At 59.4% G+C, this 24,971-nt stretch carries 25 protein-coding genes; 20 read left to right on the top strand and 5 right to left on the bottom strand.

Annotation, left to right across the window (positions count from 1 at the left end; genetic code table 11):
- Window positions 1-81 precede the first annotated feature (81 nt).
- Window positions 82-1,176 (bottom strand): iron-sulfur cluster carrier protein ApbC, encoded by a 1,095-nt coding sequence (gene apbC / locus PMI35_RS21660; protein WP_008057550.1) that lies wholly within the window; start codon window positions 1,174-1,176, stop codon window positions 82-84.
- A gap of 151 nt (window positions 1,177-1,327) precedes the next feature.
- Between apbC and metG the strand changes: the two genes are divergently transcribed.
- The 8 genes from metG to PMI35_RS21700 all read left to right on the top strand — a co-directional run bounded on the left by metG (window position 1,328) and on the right by PMI35_RS21700 (window position 8,281).
- Window positions 1,328-3,379: a methionine--tRNA ligase gene (metG, locus tag PMI35_RS21665; RefSeq protein WP_008057549.1), complete on the top strand. Its 2,052-nt coding sequence runs from the start codon at window positions 1,328-1,330 to the stop codon at window positions 3,377-3,379.
- Between the two features lie 202 nt (window positions 3,380-3,581).
- On the top strand, window positions 3,582-4,151 hold the full coding sequence (locus PMI35_RS21670) for an Rnf-Nqr domain containing protein (RefSeq protein ID WP_008057548.1): 570 nt from the start codon (window positions 3,582-3,584) through the stop codon (window positions 4,149-4,151).
- Window positions 4,148-5,170: an electron transport complex subunit RsxB gene (gene rsxB / locus PMI35_RS21675; RefSeq protein WP_008057547.1), complete on the top strand. Its 1,023-nt coding sequence runs from the start codon at window positions 4,148-4,150 to the stop codon at window positions 5,168-5,170. Before PMI35_RS21670 ends, rsxB begins: the two co-directional genes overlap by 4 nt.
- Window positions 5,157-6,143 (top strand): RnfABCDGE type electron transport complex subunit D, encoded by a 987-nt coding sequence (locus PMI35_RS21680; protein WP_008057546.1) that lies wholly within the window; start codon window positions 5,157-5,159, stop codon window positions 6,141-6,143. The genes rsxB and PMI35_RS21680 overlap by 14 nt, the downstream gene beginning before the upstream one ends.
- The gene (locus tag PMI35_RS21685) at window positions 6,140-6,751 is read left to right on the top strand and encodes an RnfABCDGE type electron transport complex subunit G (RefSeq protein ID WP_008057545.1); all 612 of its coding nucleotides are present in this window, start codon (window positions 6,140-6,142) and stop codon (window positions 6,749-6,751) included. Before PMI35_RS21680 ends, PMI35_RS21685 begins: the two co-directional genes overlap by 4 nt.
- Window positions 6,744-7,331 carry an Rnf-Nqr domain containing protein gene (locus PMI35_RS21690; protein ID WP_008057544.1) on the top strand — a complete coding sequence of 196 codons (588 nt, stop codon included), beginning with the start codon at window positions 6,744-6,746 and terminating at the stop codon, window positions 7,329-7,331. Before PMI35_RS21685 ends, PMI35_RS21690 begins: the two co-directional genes overlap by 8 nt.
- Before the next feature lie 25 nt (window positions 7,332-7,356).
- Window positions 7,357-7,995, top strand: a complete 639-nt coding sequence (gene nth, locus PMI35_RS21695; protein ID WP_008057543.1) for an endonuclease III — start codon at window positions 7,357-7,359, stop codon at window positions 7,993-7,995.
- Window positions 7,996-8,101: 106 nt separating this feature from the next.
- Window positions 8,102-8,281, top strand: a complete 180-nt coding sequence (locus tag PMI35_RS21700) for a PA3496 family putative envelope integrity protein (protein WP_008057542.1) — start codon at window positions 8,102-8,104, stop codon at window positions 8,279-8,281.
- A 90-nt stretch (window positions 8,282-8,371) separates the two neighbouring features.
- Here the strand turns inward: PMI35_RS21700 and PMI35_RS21705 are convergent, their stop codons facing one another.
- Entirely contained in the window at window positions 8,372-8,998 is a 627-nt protein-coding gene (locus PMI35_RS21705; RefSeq protein WP_008057539.1) for a response regulator transcription factor, read from the bottom strand.
- A gap of 518 nt (window positions 8,999-9,516) precedes the next feature.
- On the opposite strand from PMI35_RS21705, the gene PMI35_RS21710 reads away from it, so the two are divergent.
- The gene (locus PMI35_RS21710) at window positions 9,517-10,278 is read left to right on the top strand and encodes a hypothetical protein (protein ID WP_008057538.1); all 762 of its coding nucleotides are present in this window, start codon (window positions 9,517-9,519) and stop codon (window positions 10,276-10,278) included.
- 75 nt (window positions 10,279-10,353) lie between these two features.
- On the opposite strand, the gene PMI35_RS21715 is transcribed toward PMI35_RS21710, so the two are convergent.
- Window positions 10,354-11,571 carry an argininosuccinate synthase gene (locus PMI35_RS21715; RefSeq protein ID WP_007938916.1) on the bottom strand — a complete coding sequence of 406 codons (1,218 nt, stop codon included), beginning with the start codon at window positions 11,569-11,571 and terminating at the stop codon, window positions 10,354-10,356.
- A 130-nt stretch (window positions 11,572-11,701) separates the two neighbouring features.
- Entirely contained in the window at window positions 11,702-12,607 is a 906-nt protein-coding gene (locus PMI35_RS21720) for a flagellar protein MotY (RefSeq protein WP_008057536.1), read from the bottom strand.
- Between the two features lie 159 nt (window positions 12,608-12,766).
- On the opposite strand from PMI35_RS21720, the gene pyrC reads away from it, so the two are divergent.
- Both pyrC and rnt read left to right on the top strand, forming a co-directional pair.
- Window positions 12,767-13,813, top strand: a complete 1,047-nt coding sequence (gene pyrC, locus PMI35_RS21725) for a dihydroorotase (RefSeq protein ID WP_008057535.1) — start codon at window positions 12,767-12,769, stop codon at window positions 13,811-13,813.
- Window positions 13,810-14,487, top strand: a complete 678-nt coding sequence (gene rnt, locus PMI35_RS21730; protein WP_008057533.1) for a ribonuclease T — start codon at window positions 13,810-13,812, stop codon at window positions 14,485-14,487. Before pyrC ends, rnt begins: the two co-directional genes overlap by 4 nt.
- An 89-nt stretch (window positions 14,488-14,576) precedes the next feature.
- On the opposite strand, the gene PMI35_RS21735 is transcribed toward rnt, so the two are convergent.
- Window positions 14,577-15,179, bottom strand: a complete 603-nt coding sequence (locus PMI35_RS21735; protein ID WP_008057532.1) for a peroxiredoxin — start codon at window positions 15,177-15,179, stop codon at window positions 14,577-14,579.
- A 304-nt stretch (window positions 15,180-15,483) separates the two neighbouring features.
- On the opposite strand from PMI35_RS21735, the gene PMI35_RS21740 reads away from it, so the two are divergent.
- The 9 genes from PMI35_RS21740 to PMI35_RS21780 all read left to right on the top strand — a co-directional run bounded on the left by PMI35_RS21740 (window position 15,484) and on the right by PMI35_RS21780 (window position 24,747).
- Window positions 15,484-15,702 (top strand): bacterioferritin-associated ferredoxin, encoded by a 219-nt coding sequence (locus PMI35_RS21740; RefSeq protein ID WP_008057530.1) that lies wholly within the window; start codon window positions 15,484-15,486, stop codon window positions 15,700-15,702.
- Window positions 15,703-15,900: 198 nt separating this feature from the next.
- On the top strand, window positions 15,901-16,377 hold the full coding sequence (gene bfr, locus PMI35_RS21745; protein WP_008057528.1) for a bacterioferritin: 477 nt from the start codon (window positions 15,901-15,903) through the stop codon (window positions 16,375-16,377).
- Between the two features lie 204 nt (window positions 16,378-16,581).
- Window positions 16,582-17,484 (top strand): chemotaxis protein CheV, encoded by a 903-nt coding sequence (locus PMI35_RS21750; RefSeq protein WP_008057527.1) that lies wholly within the window; start codon window positions 16,582-16,584, stop codon window positions 17,482-17,484.
- Between the two features lie 27 nt (window positions 17,485-17,511).
- Window positions 17,512-17,970 (top strand): GNAT family N-acetyltransferase, encoded by a 459-nt coding sequence (locus PMI35_RS21755; protein WP_008057526.1) that lies wholly within the window; start codon window positions 17,512-17,514, stop codon window positions 17,968-17,970.
- Between the two features lie 58 nt (window positions 17,971-18,028).
- Window positions 18,029-18,343 (top strand): hypothetical protein, encoded by a 315-nt coding sequence (locus PMI35_RS21760; protein WP_008057525.1) that lies wholly within the window; start codon window positions 18,029-18,031, stop codon window positions 18,341-18,343.
- 104 nt (window positions 18,344-18,447) lie between these two features.
- Window positions 18,448-19,608 carry an efflux RND transporter periplasmic adaptor subunit gene (locus tag PMI35_RS21765; protein ID WP_008057524.1) on the top strand — a complete coding sequence of 387 codons (1,161 nt, stop codon included), beginning with the start codon at window positions 18,448-18,450 and terminating at the stop codon, window positions 19,606-19,608.
- Window positions 19,605-22,706 (top strand): multidrug efflux RND transporter permease subunit, encoded by a 3,102-nt coding sequence (locus PMI35_RS21770; protein WP_008057523.1) that lies wholly within the window; start codon window positions 19,605-19,607, stop codon window positions 22,704-22,706. The genes PMI35_RS21765 and PMI35_RS21770 overlap by 4 nt, the downstream gene beginning before the upstream one ends.
- 9 nt (window positions 22,707-22,715) lie before the next feature.
- Window positions 22,716-23,393 carry a heavy metal response regulator transcription factor gene (locus PMI35_RS21775; RefSeq protein WP_007998286.1) on the top strand — a complete coding sequence of 226 codons (678 nt, stop codon included), beginning with the start codon at window positions 22,716-22,718 and terminating at the stop codon, window positions 23,391-23,393.
- A complete protein-coding gene (locus PMI35_RS21780; protein ID WP_008057522.1) occupies window positions 23,383-24,747 on the top strand; it encodes a heavy metal sensor histidine kinase in 1,365 nt (454 codons plus the stop codon). Before PMI35_RS21775 ends, PMI35_RS21780 begins: the two co-directional genes overlap by 11 nt.
- Window positions 24,748-24,971 lie beyond the last annotated feature (224 nt).

The following is a 24,971-nucleotide window of genomic DNA, read 5'->3' as shown; positions in this document are numbered from 1 at the left end:
CTGTAGGAGCACGGCTTGCCGGCGATGGCGGATGTGAATTCGCCATCGCCGGCAAGCCGTGCTCCTACAGGGGGTATCTTATTAATCGTCGCTGATGGTGATGTTCGGCATCGCCGGCGTTGCGGCTTCCTGCAGCACGATCCGCGCGCCGACGTGGCGGGCCAGTTCCTGGTAAACCAGGGCAATCGGGCTGTCCGGCTCGGCGATCACCGTTGGCTTGCCGCCATCGGCCTGTTCGCGGATTGCCATCGCCAGCGGCAACGACGCCAGCAGCTCGACGCCATACTGATTGGCCAGTTTCACACCGCCGCCCTCACCGAACAGATGCTCGGCATGCCCGCAGTTCGAGCAGATGTGCACGGCCATGTTTTCCACCACGCCCAGCACCGGGATATTGACCTTGCGGAACATCTCCACGCCCTTGCGCGCGTCCAGCAATGCCAGGTCCTGTGGCGTGGTCACGATTACCGCGCCGGCCACCGGGACTTTCTGTGCCAGGGTCAGCTGGATGTCACCGGTGCCTGGCGGCATGTCGATGACCAGGTAATCCAGGTCGCCCCACGCGGTTTGTGTCACCAATTGCAGCAATGCGCCGGAGACCATTGGCCCGCGCCAGACCATCGGCGTGTTGTCATCGGTGAGGAACGCCATGGACATCACTTCGACGCCATGGGACTGGATCGGCACGAACCATTTCTGATCCTTGATCTGCGGCCGGGTGCCTTCGGCGATGCCGAACATGATGCCCTGGCTCGGACCGTAGATGTCCGCATCGAGAATCCCCACCTTGGCGCCTTCGCGGGCCAGGGCCAGCGCGAGGTTGGCGGCAGTGGTGGACTTGCCCACGCCACCCTTGCCGGAGGCTACGGCCACGACGTTCTTGACGTTGGCCAGGCCCGGGATCTGTGCCTGGGCCTTGTGCGCGGCGATCACACTGGTGATGTCGACGCGGGCAGCGCTGACACCGTCAAGGCCTTCAATGGCCATTTGCAGCATCTGCGCCCAACCGCTCTTGAACAGACCGGCGGCATAACCCAGTTCCAGCTGCACGCTGACGCGCTCGCCCTGGATCTCGATGTTGCGCACGCACCCGGCGCTGACCGGATCCTGGTTCAGATAGGGGTCGGTGTATTGGCGAAGGACGGCTTCCACCGCTGCGCGATTGACGGCGCTCATGGGCAACTCCGAAACAAGACTGGGAAAAGTTGGCGGTATCCTACCCCTTCTGTCTTCCGGACGGCATGCCCGGCAACGATTTGCAGGGGTGAAATATCTTTGCCAGCGCTTTATAGTGGCCGACCTCCGTTTCATCAAGTAGCCGAGCCCCATGTCCGAGCCACGCAAGATCCTCGTCACCAGCGCCCTGCCCTATGCCAATGGTTCGATCCATCTTGGCCACATGCTGGAATACATCCAGACCGATATGTGGGTGCGCTTCCAGAAGCACCGCGGCAACCAATGCATTTATGTCTGCGCCGACGACGCCCACGGTTCGGCGATCATGCTGCGCGCGGAAAAGGAAGGCATCACCCCTGAACAACTGATCGCCAACGTCCAGGCTGAACACAGCGCCGACTTTGCCGAGTTCCTGGTGGATTTCGACAATTTCCACTCCACTCACGCCGAAGAAAACCGTGAACTGTCGAGCCAGATCTACCTGAAGCTGCGCGACGCCGGGCACATCGCCACGCGTTCGATCACCCAATACTTCGACCCGGAAAAGAAAATGTTCCTGGCCGACCGCTTCATCAAGGGCACATGCCCGAAATGCGGCACCGAAGACCAGTACGGCGACAACTGCGAAAAATGCGGCGCGACCTACGCACCGACTGACCTGAAGGATCCGAAGTCGGCGATTTCCGGCGCCACCCCGGTGCTCAAGGACTCCCAGCACTTCTTCTTCAAGTTGCCGGACTTCCAGGAAATGCTGCAATCCTGGACCCGCAGCGGCACCCTGCAGGACGCCGTGGCCAACAAGATCGCCGAATGGCTGGATGCCGGCCTGCAACAGTGGGACATCTCCCGCGATGCGCCGTACTTCGGTTTTGAAATCCCCGACGAGCCGGGCAAGTATTTCTACGTGTGGCTGGACGCACCAATCGGCTACATGGCGAGCTTCAAGAACCTCTGCGACCGCACGCCGGAGCTGGACTTCGACGCGTTCTGGGGCAAGGATTCCACCGCCGAGCTGTACCACTTCATCGGCAAGGACATCGTCAACTTCCACGCCCTGTTCTGGCCAGCCATGCTCGAAGGCGCCGGCTACCGCAAGCCATCCGGCATCAACGTACACGGCTACCTGACCGTCAACGGCCAGAAAATGTCCAAGTCCCGCGGCACCTTCATCAAGGCCCGGACCTACCTGGATCACCTGTCGCCGGAATACCTGCGCTACTACTACGCGGCCAAGCTGAGCCGTGGCGTCGACGACCTGGACCTGAACCTCGAAGACTTCGTGCAGAAGGTCAACTCCGACCTGGTCGGCAAAGTCGTCAACATCGCCAGCCGTTGCGCCGGGTTCATCAACAAGGGCAATGCCGGGGTGATGGTCGAGACCAACGCCGCGCCGGAGCTGACCGAAGCGTTCCTGGCCGCCGCGCCAAGCATCGCCGATGCCTATGAAGCCCGCGACTTTGCCCGCGCCATGCGCGAGATCATGGGCCTGGCCGACCGTGCCAACGCCTGGATTGCCGACAAGGCGCCGTGGTCGCTGAACAAACAGGAAGGCAAGCAGGAAGAAGTCCAGGCCATCTGCGCCACCGGCGTCAACCTGTTCCGTCAACTGGTGATCTTCCTCAAGCCAGTGCTGCCGCTGCTGGCCGCCGATGCCGAGGCATTCCTTAACGTCGCGCCGCTGACCTGGAACGACCACGCGACCTTGCTCGCCAACCATCAGTTGAACGAGTTCAAGCCGCTGATGACCCGTATCGACCCGGTAAAAGTGCAAGCCATGACCGACGCTTCGAAAGAAGACCTGACCGCCAGTCAGACCGACACCGGCGAAGCCGCACCTGCCGGCAACGGCGAACTGGCCAAGGATCCGCTGTCGCCGGAGATCGAGTTCGACACCTTCGCGGCTGTCGATTTGCGCGTCGCCCTGATCGTCAAGGCCGAGCACGTGGAGGGCGCCGACAAGCTGTTGCGCCTGACCCTGGACATCGGCGACGAGCAGCGCAACGTATTCTCCGGGATCAAGAGCGCTTATCCGGACCCGTCCAAGCTCGATGGTCGCCTGACGATGATGATCGCCAACCTCAAGCCGCGCAAAATGAAGTTCGGGATTTCCGAAGGCATGGTGATGGCGGCCGGCCCTGGCGGTGAAGAAATCTACCTGCTGAGCCCTGACAGCGGCGCCAAGCCTGGTCAGCGGATCAAGTAAGGCACTGCGGTAAACCGATCCCACAGTCGTGCCTGGCGCGACTGTGGGATTTTCATGTCTGGCCCATACTATCTCTGTAGGAGCTGCCGCAGGCTCGGGCCGCGTTCGGACGATCTTTTGATCTTGGCTTTTTTAAGAGCAAAATCAAAAGATCGCAGCCTGCGGCAGCTCCTACAGGGTTATGCGACGGATACGGACGATCATGACCGAAACCCTGCTTGCGCTCATCAGCACCGCCCTGCTCAACAACCTCGTGTTGCATTGGCCGCTGGGTGTCGATCCGCTCTTGGGCAGCGAACGTCGCCAGGTCCACGCCCTGGGCATCGCGACGACCTGCCTGATGCTGATCACCGGGGTGCTCGGCTATGCGTTCTATCAATGGCTGCTGGTACCGCTGGCGTTGACGGCGCTGCACCTGTTTGTGTTTCTGCCATTGAGTGCGCTGCTGATCGGCCCGTTGTTGAATCTGCTGGCACGGGTATTTTCAACATTGTCTTTCGAAGGCCTCTGGCCGTTGCTGCTGTGCAATGCCGGGGTGCTCGGCGTGGCCTTGCTCAATGCTCGGGAGGACAAAGGATTTTTTCACGCTACAGCCTTGAGCATCGGTGCCGGGCTGGGCTTCTGGCTGGTACTGAGTCTGTTCCATGACTTGCGCCAGCGCACACTCGACAACGATGTGCCCCTGCCCTTTCGCGGCCTGCCGATCGACCTGATCGGTGCCGGCCTGATTGCAGTGGCCTTTCTCGGATTCAGCGGGCTGATCAAAACATGAGTCTGATTCAACGCATCGACGCCCTCTTGCCGCAAACCCAATGCGGCAAGTGTGGCCACCCCGGATGCAAGCCGTACGCCGAAGGCATCGCCAGCGGTGAGCCGATCAACAAATGCCCGCCTGGCGGCAGTGAAACCATCAACGCCCTGGCCGAACTGTTGAACGTGCCGGTGCTGGAACTGGACGTCAGTCGCGGTTCGGCCCCGGCGCAGATCGCCTTTATCCGTGAAGCGGAGTGCATTGGTTGCACCAAATGCATCCAGGCCTGTCCGGTGGATGCCATCGTCGGTGCGGCCAAGTTGATGCACACGGTCATCATCGACGAATGCACCGGTTGCGATCTCTGCGTGGCGCCCTGCCCGGTGGACTGCATCGAAATGCATCCACTGCCCTTGAGCGGCGTGCTACCGATAGTCGGTGGCCTGGCTTTCAGCCTGGAAGAGCAACGGGCCCGTGCCGCCAAACGCAACCATGCTCGGCGCCGTTTCGAGCAGCGCAACGCCCGCTTGCAGCGTGAAGAACAACAAAAAACTGCCGAGCGGGAAGCCCGTGCGAAACGGAGCGCCCAACCCAGCCCGGCACACGCAGATATTCCGCTCGACCCGGTACAGGCAGCCCTGGAACGCGTGCGCGCGCAGAAGGCGGCGAACGCCGATGCTGCCCTGAAAAAAGCCAAGGTCGACCTGGCGATGAGCCGGGCGCAATTGAACAAGTCGCTCAAGGCCTTTGGTCATCCGCCGACCTTCGAACAGCAATCGCAGCTGATTGTCCTGCAACAGCAGTTCGAAGCCGCCGAGCAAGCCTTGGCCCAACTGGAACGCGCTGCACCGACGGCCCCTGCCCCCGTGTCGGCTCCAGCGAAGGACGCCGAACTGAAACGGGCGAAAATCCAGCTGGCCATGCGCCGCGCCGAACTGAAGAAAGCCCAGGCCAGCGCCACACCCGCGGAGCAGATCGAAGCCCTGGAGCGCGCCCTGGGCGAAGCCGAACGCCAGGTGGATGCCCATGCCGCCCCTTGAACCGGTCGATTTACGCCTTCAGCAGGCGATGAAACTGGTTCTACTGGCGACGCTGCCAGGGATGTTGGCGTTGTTCTGGTTCTACGGCTGGGGGGTGTTGATCAACCTGATTCTGGCAGGCGCCAGTGCATTAGCCGCGGAAGCGGCGGTGTTGCGATTGCGCAAGCGCGCGCTCAAGCCGACCTTGAGCGACGGCAGCGCCCTGGTCAGCGCCACGCTATTGGCCCTGGCCTTGCCGCCCTATTGCCCCTGGTGGATGACGGTCAGCGCTGCCGCGCTTGCGATGTTGTTCGGCAAGCACCTCTACGGCGGGGTCGGCAGCAATCCGTTCAACCCGGCGATGCTCGGTTTCGCCCTGGTGATGGTGACCTTTCCACAACAGATGACCCATTGGCCCGCCGCCCATGGCATGGACCTGTGGGGGGGGGTGCAGCAGGTGTTCGGTGCAGGCCAGGGCCCGGACGCCTGGGTGCGGGCCACGGCACTGGACAGCCTGCGGATCAACAAAAGCCTGACCATGGACGAGCTGTTCTCGGCAAATCCGGCCTTTGGTCAATTCGGTGGCCGCGGCGTGGAATGGGTCAACCTGGCCTTTCTCGCCGGCGGCGCGTTTTTGCTGCAACGTCGCGTATTCAGCTGGCACGCGCCAGTCGGCATGCTCGCCAGCCTGTTCGTCATCAGCCTGTTGTGCTGGAACGGTTCGGGCTCAGACTCTCACGGATCGCCGCTGTTTCATCTGCTCACCGGCGCCAGCATGCTGGGCGCTTTCTTCATCGTCACGGAACCGGTGTCCGGTGCAAAAAGCCCGGGTGCGCGATTGCTGTTTGGTGCCGGCGTGGGGTTGCTGACCTACCTTATTCGCACCTGGGGCGGCTACCCGGACGGCGTGGCCTTTGCCGTGCTGTTGATGAACCTCTGTGTACCGGCGCTGGAGCGGCTTGTCGCGGCCAGGCAGGAGCTGCGCGCACCATGAGCCGAGCGTCGAGCGCCGTCATCCTGACATTACTGGCCACCCTCGGGGCTGGCCTGACCTATCTCGCGCAGCAGGGCAGCGCGCCACGGATTGCGGCTGAACAGCGTCTGATCGACAGTCGCAACCTGCTGGACCTGCTACCGCCCGACAGCTATGACAATCAACCGCTGGAACAACCGCTCAGCCTCGAAAACACCACGCTGGGCAACAGCACGCTGTTGGCGGGTTACCGCGCGACCAAGGCCGGCCGAGCCTGTGCCGTGCTGCTGCGCAGCCAGACCCTGGGCTACGAGGGCGCCATCGACTTGCTGATCGCCATCGATACCGACGGCAGAGTGTTGGGGGTCAAAACCCTCAAGCAAACGGAAACCCCAGGGCTCGGCGCACGCATCGCCGACTGGCCCAATGCCTGGCTTGAGGCCTTTGCCGGCAGGTCGCGAACCGATCCGGGTGACAACGCCTGGGCTTTGAAAAAGGACCAGGGACAGTTTGACCAGATTGCGGGAGCGACCATCACTTCAAGAGCGGTGATCCAGGCCACCCATGATGCCTTGCGCTATTTCGATGAGCACCGGCGCTCACTGATTGGGAGCCCTCCAGATGACTAAAGCGTTGTGGTTGCAGAACTCCTTGATGCTCGCGCCGCTGATTGGCGCCACCGGCTCACTGGTGAGTGCCCTGGGCCTGTGGGTGATGTTCATTGTGGTGACCAGTGCTTTTGGCCTCTGCATGAACGCCTTGCGCTCGCGGCTGCTCCCGGCGACCCAATTGTCGGCCAGCGTATTGCTTGCAGCAACGCTGACCAGTTGCGCAGAACTCGGCGCGCAGGTCTGGTCGCTGCAATGGCATCAGCATGCCGGGATCTATGCCGGCTTGATCGCCTTGCAATGCGTCGTGCTGGAGCGCAATGATTTCTTCCAGAGCCCCTGGCGCGAACGTTGGCGCCTCTGTGGCCTGTTCGGCGCATTGATGGTGGGCCTGGGCCTTCTGCGCGAACTCATTGGCTACGGAACACTCGGCAATCATCTGCCGTGGCTGGCTGCTGCGACGCACGCCGATTGGCAGGGCTGGGTGCTGACCGCTGACGGTGGCTTGCGCCTGGCCACGCTGGCTCCTGGCGGTTTCATACTGTTGGGATTACTGATCGCCGCCTGGCAAGCCTGGCACCGCCCGCCGCCCTCACACTGACCGCCTACGAGGAAACGCACCGCACATGAACGCTGCAAAACGTCTGGAAATTTTCCGCAGGCTGCATGAAGACAATCCGGAACCGAAGACCGAACTGGCCTACTCCTCACCCTTTGAATTGCTGATTGCAGTGATTCTTTCGGCGCAATCGACCGATGTCGGCGTCAACAAGGCCACGGCCAAACTGTTTCCGGTTGCCAACACGCCGGCGGCGATTCATGCCTTGGGCGTCGAAGGATTGTCCGAATACATCAAGACCATCGGCCTGTACAACAGCAAGGCCAAAAACGTGATCGAGACCTGCCGCCTGCTGGTTGAGCGTCATGCCGGTGAAGTGCCGCAGACCCGCGAGGAACTGGAAGCCTTGCCCGGCGTAGGCCGCAAGACCGCCAACGTGGTGCTCAACACTGCATTTCGCCAATTGACGATGGCCGTGGACACCCACATTTTTCGGGTCAGCAACCGCACCGGCATCGCGCCCGGCAAGAATGTGGTCGAGGTCGAGAATAAATTGATGAAGTTCGTGCCCAAGGAGTACCTGCTCGACTCCCATCACTGGCTGATCCTTCATGGACGTTACGTTTGCCTGGCCCGCAAGCCTCGCTGCGGCAGTTGCCGGATCGAAGACTTGTGCGAATACAAGCACAAGACCTCGGACGATTGAGCCGCTATTGGGCTTTTCGATTTATCGATTGAAAAAATCTTTTTTACCCATCGCACGATTGTCGATATAAGGAGCCCCAAAGGCCTTCTTCGCCTGGAGTAACTAAATGAGCACTGGCAAAGAGCAATTGGACGTAGATGACGACTTCACCCCCGTAGAGGCTGATGATGCCGAGCCGGTGGCTGAAGTTGCGAAAACCAACCTGAGCAAGCGCCGGACCATCGACAACCTGCTGGAGGAGCGCCGACTGCAAAAGCAATTGGCCGATTACGATTTTGACTTGTAAAACCTAAAAGCCTCCCGAAACGGAGGCTTTTTACCAAGTGTCGAGTCGCGATAAATGCCCGCCTGTCGTACTTCGTCAACCCAGGGCTCATCATGCCAGGCCGTTACGCTGGGCCAACTCGATCAGATCGACCAGGGAGCGAGCATTGAGTTTCAATAGCAGTCGGGTCTTGTAGGTACTGACGGTCTTGTTGCTGAGAAACATCCCATCGGCAATCTCTTTATTGGTCTTGCCCCTGGCCAACTGTTGCAACACCATCATCTCCCGCCCTGACAGACGATCCACCATATCGGCTTCACTGGCGTTGCCAAGACTGGCACGCACGGTATGCAAAGCCTGATTGGGAAAGTAACTGTAGCCAGACAAGACAGCCTTTATTGCACTGAGTAACTCCGTAAGGTCCTGTTGTTTGCACACATATCCGGCGGCTCCCGACTGCATGCAGCGCATGGAAAAATGTCCAGGGGACTGGGAGGTCAATATCAGCACTTTCATCGGCATCGCAGCCGATGTCAGTCGCGCAATAACTTCCAGGCCGTCCAGCTTCGGTATTCCAATATCCAGGATGACTATGTCCGGCATATATTCTCTGGCTAGTTGTAATGCATCCACACCATTATCTGTTTCTGCAATGACTTCGTAGCCATGACGCTCCATCAGCATTCGTACCGCAAGACGAATGACGGGGTGATCATCCACAATCAGCACTTTATTCATGGGCAAGTCCAATTTCGCTATTCGAATTTTTAGAGCCCGCACAATAGCCTAGTCGTTTCCCCCCTGGCATGTCGCCCCCCCCGGTCACTCGCACCGAGAGACATTCCCTACAAAAAACAGAGATTTTTCTTACAAAAAATCCAAGAATTTGCGGGGTAGAAAACTTTTATTGAGCACTTGACTTTCTAATTGAGATTATTTTTTTGTATCGATCTGCAACAAAAAAATCAGGGAAATTTGATTTTTAGACAGCGACCCGACATATACCATCCCTATTCACAAACCAAAAAGTAACTAAGGTTATCCAACATCACCTCTAACCCAAGAAATATCACACACAACTTATTCACTCACTCTTACAGTAAAAACCAACACACCGCTAATCATAAGAAAACCACAAACGGAAATGGCGCCCGCCTGACATTAAATCAATTGAAAAATAGAAACCCCTTGGATGCCAAACATACGTTAGATGCTTTAAATTCAAAAAACAGGAACTACCAACGAAGGGATTGAACATGGATAAGCTCAAAAAAAGAATAAGCAACCCCATGACAGTGATTGCCATATTCGCAACCCTGTCTGAAACATCAGCGGCGGTTTCACTGCCCTTCCTCGATGACGACGATAGAGACGTCTATATCTGGTTCCTGATCAGCTTTCCCTTCTATCTGCTGTTGCTGTTCTTCGCCACGCTCAACTTCAACTATCGATCGCTTTACGCCCCCTCCGACTTCGAAAAGGGGAAACACTTCATTAAAGTCATGGACGGTGTCGAGCAACCCGAGAACAGGAAGAGCAGAAAGTCCGCCGGCAGGACATCGGACAGTGGTGGCAGATCCATTCACCGTCCCTCCAAAGCACAAGACCCACCTTCAGAATCGTTCCATGGCGTCGCTCTTTCGGCGCTACACCGCATACGCCTGCCTGAACGGCTCAGAGACCTGTATGTCGTTGATGCACGCGCGATGACAAGAAACGTCGAGTTCAGCCACTTGATGGAAAGCCTTCACAACGAACCGGGAAAAGCTGCACGTGCAGTTGTTTTCCTCACCTGTACCGAGTCAGATTCAAAGCTGAAGGAAAGCGCGGCCACCCCTTCAAAACACGCGAGGAAACGCTGCCGCACAACGTTCTGTGCTGCTTACAACTTGAGTTCACAGGGTTTGACGGTCATTGATCAACATTTGCCAATCGACTTACGGCAGCCCGTAGCGTTTGACGATCAATCAGAAGGGAAGGATGAGAGAGGTGATGGTAAAAACCAGGAAGAATGCTGAAACAGGCAAGATCCCCCTTTTCAAATGTGTGGCCCCGTCGATGACCGGGCCACACATTCCATTACATCAAAGGTCTCAGAACAGCTTGCGACCTTTGTTCGCCGCGATGCGCATGCGCAAGGCGTTGAGCTTGATGAAGCCCGCTGCGTCAGCCTGGTTGTACGCGCCGCCATCTTCTTCGAAAGTGGCAATGTTGGCGTCGAACAACGACTCATCGGACTTGCGACCGGTGACAATCACGTTGCCTTTGTACAGCTTCAGGCGAACCACGCCGTTCACGTGGGCCTGGGAGGCATCGATCATCTGTTGCAGCATCAGACGCTCAGGGCTCCACCAGTAACCGGTGTAGATCAGGCTGGCGTACTTGGGCATCAGCTCGTCTTTGAGGTGAGCCACTTCGCGGTCCAGGGTGATCGATTCGATCGCACGGTGGGCGCGCAGCATGATGGTGCCACCAGGGGTTTCGTAGCAGCCACGGGACTTCATGCCCACGTAACGGTTCTCGACGATGTCCAGGCGGCCGATACCGTGTTCGCCACCGATGCGGTTCAGGGTCGCCAGCACGGTGGCCGGGGTCATTTCGACGCCGTCCAGTGCCACGATGTCGCCGTTACGGTAGGTCAGTTCCAGGTACTGCGGTTTGTCGGGAGCGTTCTCCGGGGAGACGGTCCAGCGCCACATGTCTTCTTCGTGCTCGGTCCAGGTGTCTTCCAGCACGCCGCCTTCATAGGAGATGTGCAGCAGGTTGGCATCCATCGAGTACGGGGATTTTTTCTTGCCGTGACGCTCGATCGGGATGGCGTGCTTTTCAGCGTAATCCATCAGCTTCTCACGGGACAGCAGGTCCCATTCACGCCACGGAGCGATCACTTTCACACCTGGTTTCAAGGCGTAGGCGCCCAGTTCGAAACGAACCTGGTCGTTACCCTTGCCGGTGGCGCCGTGGGATATGGCGTCAGCGCCGGTTTCGTTGGCGATTTCGATCAGGCGTTTGGCGATCAACGGACGAGCGATGGAAGTACCCAGCAGGTACTCGCCTTCGTAAACGGTGTTGGCGCGGAACATCGGGAAAACGAAATCGCGCACGAACTCTTCGCGCAAGTCGTCGATGTAGATCTCTTTCACGCCCATGGCTTGAGCCTTGGCACGTGCAGGTTCGACCTCTTCGCCCTGACCCAGGTCAGCGGTGAAGGTCACCACTTCACAGTTATAAGTATCCTGCAGCCACTTGAGGATCACCGAAGTGTCCAGGCCGCCGGAATACGCCAGAACGACCTTGTTTACGTCCGCCATGCCATCACTCCACGGGGTTCTACGGAAAGCCGTCAAGTCTACCGCCCATACAGAATAATTTACAGTGGCGCGACAGCTTATGACGACGAAGCGACAGATTATGTCGAGAGCGCGACGATGACCAGAGGGGTCAGGAAGTTGCCGAAGCGGCGGGCCTGGTCGCTTGAGGGGCCACCTGCTCTGCGGGGGCTCCGCGCTCCAGGCGTATCGCTACCCGGCGGTTTTTCGCTCGGTTAACGTTGCTGGTATTGGGTGCCAGCGGATAGCGCTCGCCATGGAAACGCAGGGTAATCTGCGATTCCTGGATGCCGTTGGCCTTGAAGAACTCCATCACCGCCAGCGCCCTTCGCCGTGACAGGTCACGGTTGGTGAGGCGATTGCCGCTGTTATCGGAGTGGCCGTCCAGTTCGATGCGATTGACCGTCGGATCGGCCTTCATGTATTCCAGCATCACTTGCAGCCTGTCCTTGGCGGCCCCGTCCAGATCGATACCGCCACCGGGGAAGCCGACCTGGGATTGCTTCACCTGATCGAAGTTCTGCGGCAGCAACTTGGCCACACAACCCTGATAGTCGGCAAATGCCTTGTTGAACTTGACCGGCAACAAACGCACCTCCGAGACCCGGCCATCACCCGAGGAGCTCCGAACCACAGGACTGCGTCCATCCATCAGGCCGCTGATCAAGCGTCCGGCCTGGGCCTGCGAGCTGTTGAACAGGACATTGCCGCCGCCAATCCGCACCGTGCCCAGATTGATATCACCGCGTCCCGGCTGCCAAGGCGCGGCGGCCGCCAGCAAGGTGGCAGAACCGCCGCCCAGCATTGCGTTGTAGGCATTCAAACGAAACGTCGCCTGTTCGCCTGCGCGCCGCACGAATTCACCCGAGCCGAAATCGGTGATCGGCTGAGTCAGCCGGCACTCGAATTTGTCGCCTTCGACCGTCCACTCGATGCTCTCCAGGCGAGTCTGGAAAGTGAGCGCCATGGCGGGAAGGCTGGCAAACACACTGAGCAAGGCTAAATAACGCTGGCGCACGGGAGGCTCCACTGGCTTCTACAACAAAAAGACCGACACACAGATGTTTACGGCATACCTGTTGGATATCGGAAGCTTCCCGTAAAACTTGATAGCGAGTGCCTGCAAGAGTCTTTTCCGGTAGCATTCCCTTGAGTTTGACCCGCCTGGAATCCCCTCATGTCCGACCGCCTGACCCTGCTGCGTCCCGACGACTGGCATATTCATCTTCGCGATGGTGCCGTGTTGACCAATACCGTCGCGGATGTCGCGCGCACCTTTGGCCGCGCCATCATCATGCCCAACCTGGTACCACCGGTGCGCAATGCGGCTGAAGCCGACGGCTATCGCCAGCGGATTCTCGCTGCCCGCCCGGCCGGCAGCCAGTTCGAACCGCTGATGGTGCTGTACCTCACCGACCGCACCCAGCCTGAAGAAATTCGCGAGGCCAAGGCCAGCGGTTTCATTCACGCCGCCAAGCTGTACCCGGCCGGCGCGACCACCAACTCGGACTCTGGCGTCACCAGCATCGACAAGATCTTCCCTGCACTCGAGGCCATGGCCGAAATCGGGATGCCTTTGTTGATCCACGGTGAAGTCACCCGCGGCGATGTCGACGTGTTCGACCGCGAAAAAATCTTCATCGATGAGCACATGCGTCGTGTGGTCGAGCGTTTCCCGACGCTCAAAGTGGTGTTCGAACACATCACCACCGCCGACGCCGTGCAGTTCGTCAACTCTGCTTCGGCCAACGTTGGCGCAACCATCACCGCGCACCACCTGCTGTACAACCGCAACCACATGCTGGTGGGCGGAATTCGGCCGCACTTCTACTGCTTGCCGATCCTCAAGCGCAATACGCACCAGGAAGCCTTGCTCGACGCCGCCACCAGCGGCAGCGAAAAGTTCTTCCTCGGCACCGACTCGGCGCCCCACGCCCAGCACGCCAAAGAGGCCGCTTGCGGCTGCGCCGGCTGCTACACCGCCTATGCGGCGATCGAGATGTACGCCGAAGCCTTCGAACAGCGCAACGCGCTGGACAAGCTCGAAGCTTTCGCCAGCCTCAACGGCCCGCGTTTCTACGGCCTGCCGGCCAACACCGATCGCATTACCCTGGTCCGCGAAGAATGGACCGCCCCAACCAGCCTGCCGTTTGGCGAGCTGACCGTTATCCCGCTGCGCGCCGGTGAAAAACTGCGCTGGCGCCTGCTGGAGGAACACGCGTGAGTGAAGACCATTTCGACGACGAACAGGAAGGTCAAGGCGGTGGCGGCGGTTCCCGTCATCCAATGGCCGCCAGGTTTCGTGGCTACTTGCCAGTTGTCGTCGACGTAGAAACCGGTGGTTTCAACTCGGCCACCGACGCCTTGCTGGAAATCGCTGCAACGACGATCGCCATGGATGAAAAGGGTTTTGTGTACCCCGATCACACCTACTTCTTCCGGGTCGAGCCATTTGAAGGTGCGAACATCGAAGCGGCGGCCCTGGAGTTTACCGGGATCAAGCTCGATCACCCGCTGCGCATGGCCGTGAGTGAAGAAGCAGCGCTGAACGATATCTTCCGCGGCGTGCGCAAGGCGCTCAAGGCCAACGGCTGCAAACGGGCGATCCTGGTTGGGCACAACAGCAGCTTCGACCTGGGCTTCCTCAATGCCGCGGTTGCGCGCCTGGACATGAAGCGCAACCCGTTCCATCCATTCTCCAGTTTCGATACCGCGACGCTCGCGGGCCTGGCTTATGGCCAGACCGTGCTGGCCAAGGCCTGCCAGGCCGCCGACATCGACTTCGACGGTCGCGAGGCGCACTCGGCTCGCTACGACACCGAGAAGACTGCCGAGCTGTTCTGCGGCATCGTCAATCGCTGGAAACAAATGGGCGGTTGGGAAGATTTCGGCGATTGATACATTCGCGGATTGAATCCCACCCATAAAAAAACCGGCCTCAGAGGCCGGTTTTTTTGTACCTGCTTTTTATAGCCGGAGCGTGTGCCTTACAGCGCAGCAGCGTGCTCGGTCAGGTAAGCCGCAACGCCTTCTGGCGAAGCGTTCATGCCTTTGTCGCCTTTTTTCCAGTTGGCAGGGCAAACTTCACCGTGCTCTTCGTGGAATTGCAGAGCATCGACCAGACGCAGCAGCTCTTCCATGTTACGGCCCAGCGGCAGGTCGTTGATGATCTGCGAGCGGACAACGCCTTTGTCGTCGATCAGGAATGCGCCACGGAAAGCCACGCCGTCAGCGGACTGAACGTCGTAGGCCTTCATGATTTCCTGCTTGATGTCGGCAGCCATTGTGTAACGAACTGCGCCGATACCGCCATCGTTTACCGGGGTGTTGCGCCAGGCGTTGTGGGTGAAGTGCGAGTCGATCGACACAGCGACCACTTCAACGTTGCGCGCCTTGAACTCGGACATGCGGTTGTCCAGAGCGATCAGCTCCGACGGGCAAACGAAGGTGAAGTCCAGTGGGTAGAAGAACACCAGGCCGTATTTGCCTTTGATGGCCGACGACAGGGTGAAGCTGTCCACGATTTCGCCATTGCCGAGTACGGCCGGTACGGTGAAGTCAGGGGCTTGTTTGCCTACGAGTACGCTCATTGGATATCTCCTGGTGTAGAAGCGTTAAGAACAAGGTTTGCGTCAGCCTGCCACCCTCAGGCGACAGCCCTGTGACACGAACCCGTTTCGAAAAGACCGGCCATCATACACTGCGTTTTTGGCCTGTCCTTAACGGTTTCTCCCCTGGGCGCAAAAAAGGACGAAGGGTCTTTCGGTTTACAGCTTGGGTTGGCCAACCGTTCGTCAGACCTGTCAAAAACCGCTCCCAAAGCACTTTGACAATCATTCTCGTTAACATTAAGATCCATCGCATTCGAGACATAAACAGCGACGGTTTTCACTTATGTATGTTTGCCTCTGCACTGGCGTCACCGACGGCCAAATCCGCGATGCGATCTATGAAGGATGCTGCAGCTACAAGGAAGTGCGCCAGGCCACCGGCGTTGCCAGTCAATGCGGCAAATGTGCCTGCCTTGCCAAGGAAGTGGTCCGCGAGACCCTGACCAAATTGCAAACGGCCCAGGCTGCGATTCCTTTTCCAGTTGAATTTACTGCTGCATAAATACCGTATTTCAAAGAACCGGACTCTAGTCCGGTTTTTTTATGCCTGAAAATCAATTGCTTAGGCTCTAGACGCGGAACACAAACATTCTTATTCCGATTAATTTTCATTTATTATTCAATAACTTAGGTTTGACACTCTTAGTTGTGCGGCTCAAACTCTGCCTTATAGACAGCTAATACAGGGCAGGACCCCATCATGAAAGGCGACGTTACAGTCATCCAGCATCTCAACAAGATCCTTGCCAATGAGCTGGTCGCGATCAATCAGTACTTCCTGCATGCACGCATGTACGAAGATTGGGGTCTGAACAAGCTCGGCAAGCACGAGTACCACGAATCCATCGACGAGATGAAGCACGCGGACAAGCTGATCAAGCGCATCCTGTTCCTTGAAGGCCTGCCGAATGTCCAGGACCTGGGCAAGCTGCAGATCGGCGAGCACACTCAGGAAATGATCGAGTGCGACCTGCGAATCGAGAAAACCGGCCATGCCGATCTGAAAGTGGCGATCGCCCATTGCGAAAAAGTGGGTGACTTCGGCAGCCGTGAACTGCTCGAAGATATCCTCGAGTCCGAAGAAGAACATATCGACTGGCTGGAAACCCAATTGGGCCTGATCGACAAGATCGGAATCGAGAACTACCTGCAATCGCAGATGGGCGACGACGAGTAAGTTCTACTCCAACCGCCTCGATGCAATACAAGAGCCCCGCTCTCTTTTGAAGAGGCGGGGCTTTTTTGTTTCAATTTTTGCAAGGCTCTGGACGGGCTCAGGGGATTTTTCCTAAAGCCTGCCCCCGACACGTCGATAACCTGACATCGATAGCTGTGGGTGATCCACCGATCGCCTCGCCACCTTTTTCCACAGAAGGTTTTTATGTCCTCCACCAAAGCCCGCGCAGATTCACTTTCGCTTCTGCTGTTTACCTTGCGCAGCGGCAAGCTGATGGCGATCAACCTGCTCAAAGTCAGTGAAATCATCCCGTGCCCGCCACTGACCAAACTCCCCGAATCGCATCCCCACGTCAAAGGCATCGCCACCCTGCGCGGCGCATCCTTGTCGGTGATTGATCTCAGCCGCGCGATCGGGGAGCGCCCGCTGGAAGACCCTGACGGTGGCTGCCTGATCGTCACTGACGTCAGCCGCTCCAAGCAAGGCTTGCATGTACAGGCGGTGAGCAAGATCGTGCACTGCCTGACCACCGACATCCGTCCACCGCCCTTTGGCTCGGGCGGTTCGCGCTCGTACATCACCGGCGTCACCTCGGTCGACGGCACCCTGGTGCAGGTGCTGGACATCGAAAAGGTCATCCATGGCATCGCCCCGGTGCCCATCGACATGGCGCCGACCGAACTCAGCATGGAAGATGCAGAAATACTGGGCAGCGCTCGTATCCTGGTGGTCGATGACAGTCAGGTCGCGCTGCAACAATCGGTGCACACCTTGCGCAACCTCGGTCTGCAATGCCACACGGCCCGCAGTGCCAAGGAAGCAATCGACTGCCTGCTGGACCTGCAAGGCACCGCCCAGCAGATCAACCTGATCGTCTCCGATATCGAAATGTCCGAAATGGACGGCTACGCCTTCACCCGTACCCTGCGTGAAACCCCGGACTTCGCGCACCTCTACGTGCTGTTGCATACGTCCCTGGACAGTGCGATGAACAGCGAAAAAGCACGGCTTGCGGGGGCGAATGCGGTACTGACCAAGTTCTCTTCGCCGGAGCTGACCAAGTGCCTGATCGACGCGGCCAAGGCCGTGGCCGAACAAGGTCATTGAGTCTTGAACGAGCCATTCTGCTTTCTCATGCGGCGCAGTCTCACTGAAGCTGTGCCCGCCATCACCTGGCCTCAGGGGATCGTCCTGGCCGGGTATGGTCCAGGCCAGGCAGAAGAGGTTCATCGCTTGCTGGAACTGGGTCACTCCCAAGGAGGTGGCCGCGTCCCGGCCCTGGGCATCTGGCAACAACGGTTTGAAACCGATCCTGAATATGATCCGGCATTGTGCTTCATCGCCCTGGATGCCCAGGGTATCGCGGGTGTATGCCAGTGCTGGACCAGTGCCTACATCAAGAATCTGGTGGTGCATCCACGGGCTCAAGGCCACGGTCTGGGGCGAGCGTTGCTGCTCAATGCCTTCAAGGTGTTTCAACTTCGGCGCGAAGGGTATGTCGATTTGAAAGTGCTGGAAGACAACGTTCGCGCACGACGGCTGTATGAAAGCGCCGGGATGTATGTAGTCCGCCGGGAACCGGTGCCGGTCTGACCCAAACCTTCAGGCATACTCAGGCCTTGGCCAACACCCGCCCAAGGATCCCTGAACCATGAAAGCCGTCACCCTGACCTTCGTTTGCCTCACAGCCCTCACTACCCAAGCCCATGCCTCCAGCCCCGAGGCCTGGGCCGCCTTTGACAAAGCCCTGCTCGCCAGTTGCACCAAGGCCAGCGGTCTGGCGAATGCCAAACCCGTCGGCAACGCCGCGCAGTTCGATGATCGGGTCGGCTACACCGCCCTGCTGCTGCAAGGCCAGTACCCGCAAAAGCACATGAAAGGCCGGCAAGGTACCGAACTGTGCCTGTACAACAAGAAAAGCAAAACAGCCTACGTGACCGAGTGGGACTCCATACGACCAAACTGACACGGCTGTCAGTCAGCGGTCACTTTCCTGACCGGGTCACAGGGATATAACGTAGTAGTTAAAGCTGCGCACACTTCCATCTTCCGACCCGGCGCCCCACTCGCATGCGAACCCAGAAAAAAACCGTCGTTCTTGCAGCCTTTCTGATCGTGCTGGTAGCGCTGGGTGCGTGGTACCTGGCCAAACCCTCCGCGGCCAGGGTGGCAGCACCGACCGCCATTCCGGTGCGCGTGGTCAACGTGGTCGAAAAAGACGTGCCGCGCTACGTCAGCGGCATCGGTTCAGTGCTGTCGCTGCACAGCGTGGTGGTCCGCCCGCAAATCGACGGCATCCTCACCAAAATCCTGGTCAAGGAAGGCCAGTTGGTGAGCAAAGGCGACCTGCTGGCCACTATCGACGACCGATCGATCCGCGCCAGCCTGGATCAGGCCAGGGCGCAACTGGGCGAAAGCCAGGCGCAACTGCAAGTGGCCCAGGTCAACCTCAAGCGCTACAAACTGTTGAGCGTCGATGACGGTGTGTCCAAACAGACCTACGACCAGCAACAAGCATTGGTCAACCAGCTCAAGGCCACGGCTCAAGGCAACCAGGCTTCGATTGACGCGGCTCAGGTGCAGTTGTCGTACACGCAGATTCGCTCCCCGGTCAGTGGCCGCGTCGGCATTCGTACGGTGGATGAGGGTAACTTCCTGCGCATGACTGACACCCAAGGCCTGTTCACGGTGACCCAGATCGACCCTATCGCCGTGGAGTTCTCCCTGCCGCAGCAGATGCTGCCGACCCTGCAAGGCCTGATCAGCGACCCGCAACGTGCCAAGGTCAAGGCCTACATCGGCGCCGACACCGACGGCGAAACCGGCAACCTGCTGGGCGAAGGCCACTTGACCCTGATCGACAACCAGATCAACGCCAACACCGGCACCATCCGCGCCAAAGCCGAATTCAACAATCCTGGGCAAAAACTCTGGCCCGGCCTGTTGGTGACGGTAAAGATTCAGACAGCGCTGGATAAAGATGCGCTGGTCGTACCGCCCACTGTCGTACAGCGTGGCCTCGACCAGCACTTCGTCTATCGGGTAAACGGCAACAAGGTTGAAACCGTGACGGTGCAGATGGTTCACCAAGGCAGCGGCGAGAGCATCATCAAAGGGGTGAAACCCGGTGACGTGCTGGTCAGCGACGGTCAGTCGCGGCTCAAGCCCGGCGCCACAGTGCAAGTGCTCACCGAGCCTGCGCAGGTTGTGCAATCGGAGTCGGCGCCATGAAAGGCCACGGTTCGGTATCCGCCTGGTGCATCGACCACCCTGTGGCAACGATTCTGCTGACCTTTGCCTTGGTGCTGCTGGGGGTCATCGCCTTCCCGCGCCTGCCCATCGCGCCGCTTCCGGAGGCTGAATTTCCGACGATACAGGTGGCCGCCCAACTGCCCGGCGCCAGCCCGGAAACCATGGCGTCATCGGTGGCCACGCCCCTTGAAGTGCAATTCAGCGCCATTCCCGGCGTAACGCAAATGACCTCGAGCAGCGCTCTGGGCTCTACCATCCTGACGCTACAGTTCACCCTCGACAAAAGCATCGATACCGCCGCCCAGGAAGTCCAGGCCGCCATCAACACCGCGGCAGGCAAACTGCCCAAGGACATGCCGAACCTGCCGACCTGGCGCAAGGTCAACCCGGCCGACAGCCCGGTGCTGATCCTCAGCGTCAACTCGTCCTTGATGCCAGGCCCCGAACTCAGTGATTTGGTGGAAACCCTGTTGTCCCGTCAGATCAGTCAGATCGACGGTGTAGGCCAGGTCGCTATCACCGGCCAGCAACGTCCGGCGATTCGTGTCCAGGTCTCGGCGGACAAACTGGCGGCCATCGGCCTGACCCTGGCCGATATTCGCCTGGCGATCCAGCAGACCAGCCTCAACCTGGCCAAAGGTGCACTCTATGGGGAATCGAGCATCTCGACCCTGTCCACCAACGACCAGTTGTTCCATCCCGAGCAATACAACCAACTGATCGTTTCCTACAAGGATGGCGCACCGGTTCATCTAAGAGATGTCGCCAAAGTCGTCAACGGCTCGGAAGATGCCTACGTCCAGGCGTGGGCGGGCTCACAACCGGGCGTCAACCTGGTGATCTTCCGCCAGCCGGGGGCCAATATCGTCGAGACCGTGGACCGGATTCAGGCGGCGCTTCCGGGCCTGGAAGGGATGCTGCCGGCTTCGGTGCAGGTCAAGACGCTGATCGACCGCACGCAGACAATCCGCGCTTCGCTGCATGAAGTGGAAATCACCTTGCTGATCGCGATCATGCTGGTGGTGGCGGTGATGGCGTTGTTCCTGCGCCAGCTGTCGGCAACCCTGATCGTGTCGGCAGTACTTGGGGTTTCACTGATCGCCAGTTTTGCGTTGATGTACGTGATGGGCTTCAGCCTGAACAACCTGACGCTGGTGGCGATCGTGGTGGCCGTGGGGTTTGTGGTCGACGATGCGATCGTGGTGGTGGAAAACATTCACCGCCACCTGGAGGCTGGCGACGGCATGCGCGAGGCCGCGATCAAGGGCGCAGGAGAAATCGGCTTCACGGTGGTTTCGATCAGTTTCTCACTGGTCGCGGCGTTCATTCCGTTGCTGTTCATGGGAGGTGTGGTCGGACGCCTGTTCAAGGAGTTCGCCCTGACCGCCACCTCCACCATCATGATTTCGGTGGTGGTATCGCTGACGTTGGCGCCCACCCTGGCAGCGCTGTTCATGCGCGCGCCCGTGCATCACGCCCACGACAAGCCGGGCTTTGGCGAACGCCTGCTGGCGCTGTACGAAAAAGGCCTGCGCCGCGCCCTCGCGCACCAGAAATTGATGATCGGCGTGTTCGGTCTGTCGCTGGCCCTGGCCATTGCCGGTTACATTTTTATACCCAAGGGTTTCTTCCCGATCCAGGACACCGGGTTCGTCCTCGGTACCACCGAAGCTGCCGCCGATATTTCCTACGGCGACATGGTGAAAAAACACCTGGCAATGGCTGAAATCGTCGCCGCCGACCCCGCAGTCGAGACCTTCTCGCACTCGGTCGGGGTGTCGGGCAGCAACCAGACCATCGCCAACGGCCGCTTCTGGATCGCCCTGAAAAAACGCGGCGACCGCGATGTTTCAGCCAGCGAGTTCATCGACCGTATTCGCCCGCAATTGATGAAAGTACCGGGCATCGTCCTGTATCTGCGCGCCGGGCAAGACATCAACCTCAGCTCCGGCCCGAGCCGGGCCCAGTACCAATACGTGCTCAAGAGCAACGACGGTGCGGTCCTGAGCACCTGGACCCAGCGCCTCACGGAAAAACTGCGCGGCAACCCGGCCTTCCGCGACATTTCCAACGACCTGCAACTGGGCGGCAGCATCACCCACATCAGCATCGACCGCAGTGCCGCGGCACGTTTTGGCCTGACCGCCAGCGATGTCGACGAAGCGCTGTACGACGCCTTCGGCCAGCGCCAGATCAACGAATTCCAGACCCAGATCAACCAATACAACGTGATCCTGGAGCTGGACACCCGGCAACGCGGCAAGGCCGAAAGCCTCAACTACTTCTACCTGCGTTCACCCCTGAGCGGGGAAATGGTGCCGCTGTCGGCCCTGGCGAAATTCGATGCGCCAACGGTGGGGCCGCTGTCCATCGCCCATGACGGCATGTTTCCGGCCGCCAACCTGTCGTTCAACCTGGCGCCCGGTGTGGCGCTGGGCGATGCGGTGATCATGCTCAACCAGGCCAAGGTCGACATCGGCATGCCAACGGCCATCAGCGGTAATTTCCAGGGTGCGGCCCAGGCGTTCCAGAGTTCGCTGGCCAGCCAGCCATGGTTGATCCTGGCGGCACTGGTGGCGGTATACATCATTCTCGGCGTGCTCTACGAGAGCTTCGTCCACCCGCTGACAATCATCTCGACACTGCCCTCGGCCGGGCTGGGCGCGGTGATCATGCTGTGGATCTGCGGCCAGGACTTTTCGATCATGGCGCTGATCGGGCTGGTGCTGCTGATCGGCATCGTCAAGAAAAACGGCATCCTGATGATCGACTTCGCCCTCGACGCGCAGCGCAACGGTGGCCTGGCGCCGCAAGAAGCGATCTACCAGGCGTGCCTCACGCGGTTCCGGCCGATCATCATGACCACCCTCGCCGCTTTGCTCGGTGCCCTACCGCTGATGCTCGGCTACGGCACCGGTGCCGAACTGCGCCAACCCCTGGGGATCGCCGTGGTCGGCGGCCTGCTGGTGAGCCAGGCACTGACGCTGTTCACTACGCCGGTCATATACTTGTGGCTGGAGCGGCTATTTCATCGACCTAAACCTACAGCGCTGCCGGCGCTGGCGACCACAGACTGAGGCGGGGTCATGCGCGTCCTGATTATCGAAGACGAAGAAAAAACCGCGGACTATCTGCACCGCGGCCTGACGGAACAGGGTTACACCGTGGACCTGGCCCGCGATGGCGTGGAAGGCCTGCACCTGGCACTGGAAAGCGACTACGCGGTGATCGTCCTCGACGTCATGCTGCCGGGCCTGGACGGCTTCGGTGTATTGCGCGCCTTGCGTGCGCGCAAGCAAACCCCGGTGATCATGCTCACCGCCCGCGAACGGGTCGAAGACCGCATCAAGGGCCTGCGCGATGGTGCCGACGACTACCTGGGCAAGCCGTTTTCCTTCCTCGAACTGGTGGCACGCCTGCAGGCGCTGACCCGGCGCAGCGGCGGCCACGAACCGGTGCAAGTGAGCATCGCCGACCTGTGGATAGACTTGATCAGCCGCAAGGCCACCCGTGGCGGCACGCGCCTGGACCTGACCGCCAAGGAGTTCTCGCTGCTCAGTGTGCTGGCCCGTCGCCAGGGCGAAATCCTGTCGAAAACAGCGATTGCCGAAATGGTCTGGGACATCAATTTCGACAGCGACGCCAACGTGGTCGAAGTCGCGATCAAACGTCTGCGGGCCAAGCTCGACGGGCCGTTCGAAGAGAAATTGCTGCACACCATCCGTGGCATGGGTTATGTGCTGGAGAGCCGTGGTGTCCAGTAATTCGATTGCGCTGCGCCTGAGCGGAATGTTCACGCTGGTGGCGCTCCTGGTGTTCTTGTTGATCGGTTGGGCGCTCTATCAGCAGGTCGATAAAGGTTTGGGATTGTTGCCAGAAGCCGAACTGGACGCGCGCTACAGCGTGCTCGAATCCACCGTCGGCCGCTACGGCACGCCCGAGCACTGGGTGAAGATCAATAACAAGCTCAAGCTGCTCGGCGAAGAAGACAAGCGCATCAGTTTCTGGATCGTCAGCGGCGACCCGCATTACGAATATGGCAATCCGACACCGACCATCCGCGCCTTCGCTGAGGGACCGCTGGGCACGCGCGACATGCAACTGGCGGATCACCCCTACCCGCTGAAAGTGCTGGTCAGCCAATTTCCGGCCAAGGACCAGCGCCCGCCCCTGCGCTTCATGATCGGTATCGATACCGAAACGTTCTACCATACCCAGCACCAGTTGCTGATCGCCCTGATCAGCCTGGCGGTTATCGGTGTGCTGATGGCCTCGGCGTTGGGCTACTGGGTGGCGCGGATCGGGCTCAAACCGTTGATCAAGCTGTCCCAGGAAGCCCAGCGCCTGGCCCCGCCGTTGCGTTCAGGCCGCTTGCGCCTGTCATCGCTGCCCCCGGAGCTGAACCAGTTCGTCGATTCGTTCAACTCGACACTGGAGCGGGTCGAACAGGCCTACTCGCGCCTGGAATCGTTCAACGCCGATGTCGCCCATGAACTGCGCTCGCCGCTGACCAACCTGATCGGCCAGACCCAGGTCGCCCTCACACGCGGACGTTCGGCAGAGCACTATTTCGAGGTGCTGCAATCGAACCTTGAAGAGCTTGAGCGACTGCGCTCGATCATCAACGATATGCTGTTCCTGGCCAGCGCCGACCAGGGCAGCAAGGCCACCAAACTGACCTCCACCTCGCTGGCGGAAGAAGTGGCCACGACCCTGGACTACCTGGATTTCATTCTCGAGGATGCCCAGGTACAGGTTCAGGTCAGTGGCGATGCCCTGGTACGAATCGAGATCGCGCACCTGCGCCGGGCCTTGATCAACCTGCTGAATAACGCCGTGCAGCACACCGGCCCCGGACAAGTCATCGAGGTGCGAATCGAAGCGGGCGAGCACCAGGTCAGCATCGGTGTCGCCAACCCGGGTGTGCCGATTTCCAGCGAGCATCTGCCGCGCCTGTTCGAGCGCTTCTACCGGGTCGACGCCTCGCGCAGCAACAGTGGCAACAACCACGGGCTGGGCCTGGCCATCGTCAAGGCGATTGCACTGATGCATGGCGGGGATGTGTTCGTGCGCAGCGACCATGGCATGAACACCTTTGGCATGCATTTGCCTGTCTGATCCTCCCCTTGCCCCTCCCTCCCGAAAACAGGCCGGCCGGTAGACCGCCTCGCTTTGGCTCTGGCTTTTGATTTTATTGACCCCTTACGCCCTGAGCCTGTCCGTCAACCTGTGACTACCTTCATCGGCGTCTCTACCAACGTTGATCCATGCCGCGTCGAAGCTTGTGGGAGATTGTTTTCTGAGTACATATCCATTCCTGCGGTAACGGCCACTTATGGTTT

The sequence above is a fragment of the Pseudomonas sp. GM78 genome (assembly GCF_000282475.1).
Taxonomy (GTDB): Bacteria; Pseudomonadota; Gammaproteobacteria; order Pseudomonadales; family Pseudomonadaceae; genus Aquipseudomonas.
Note: the sequence above shows the minus strand (reverse complement) of the source record. Positions and strands in the feature narration are given on the sequence as shown.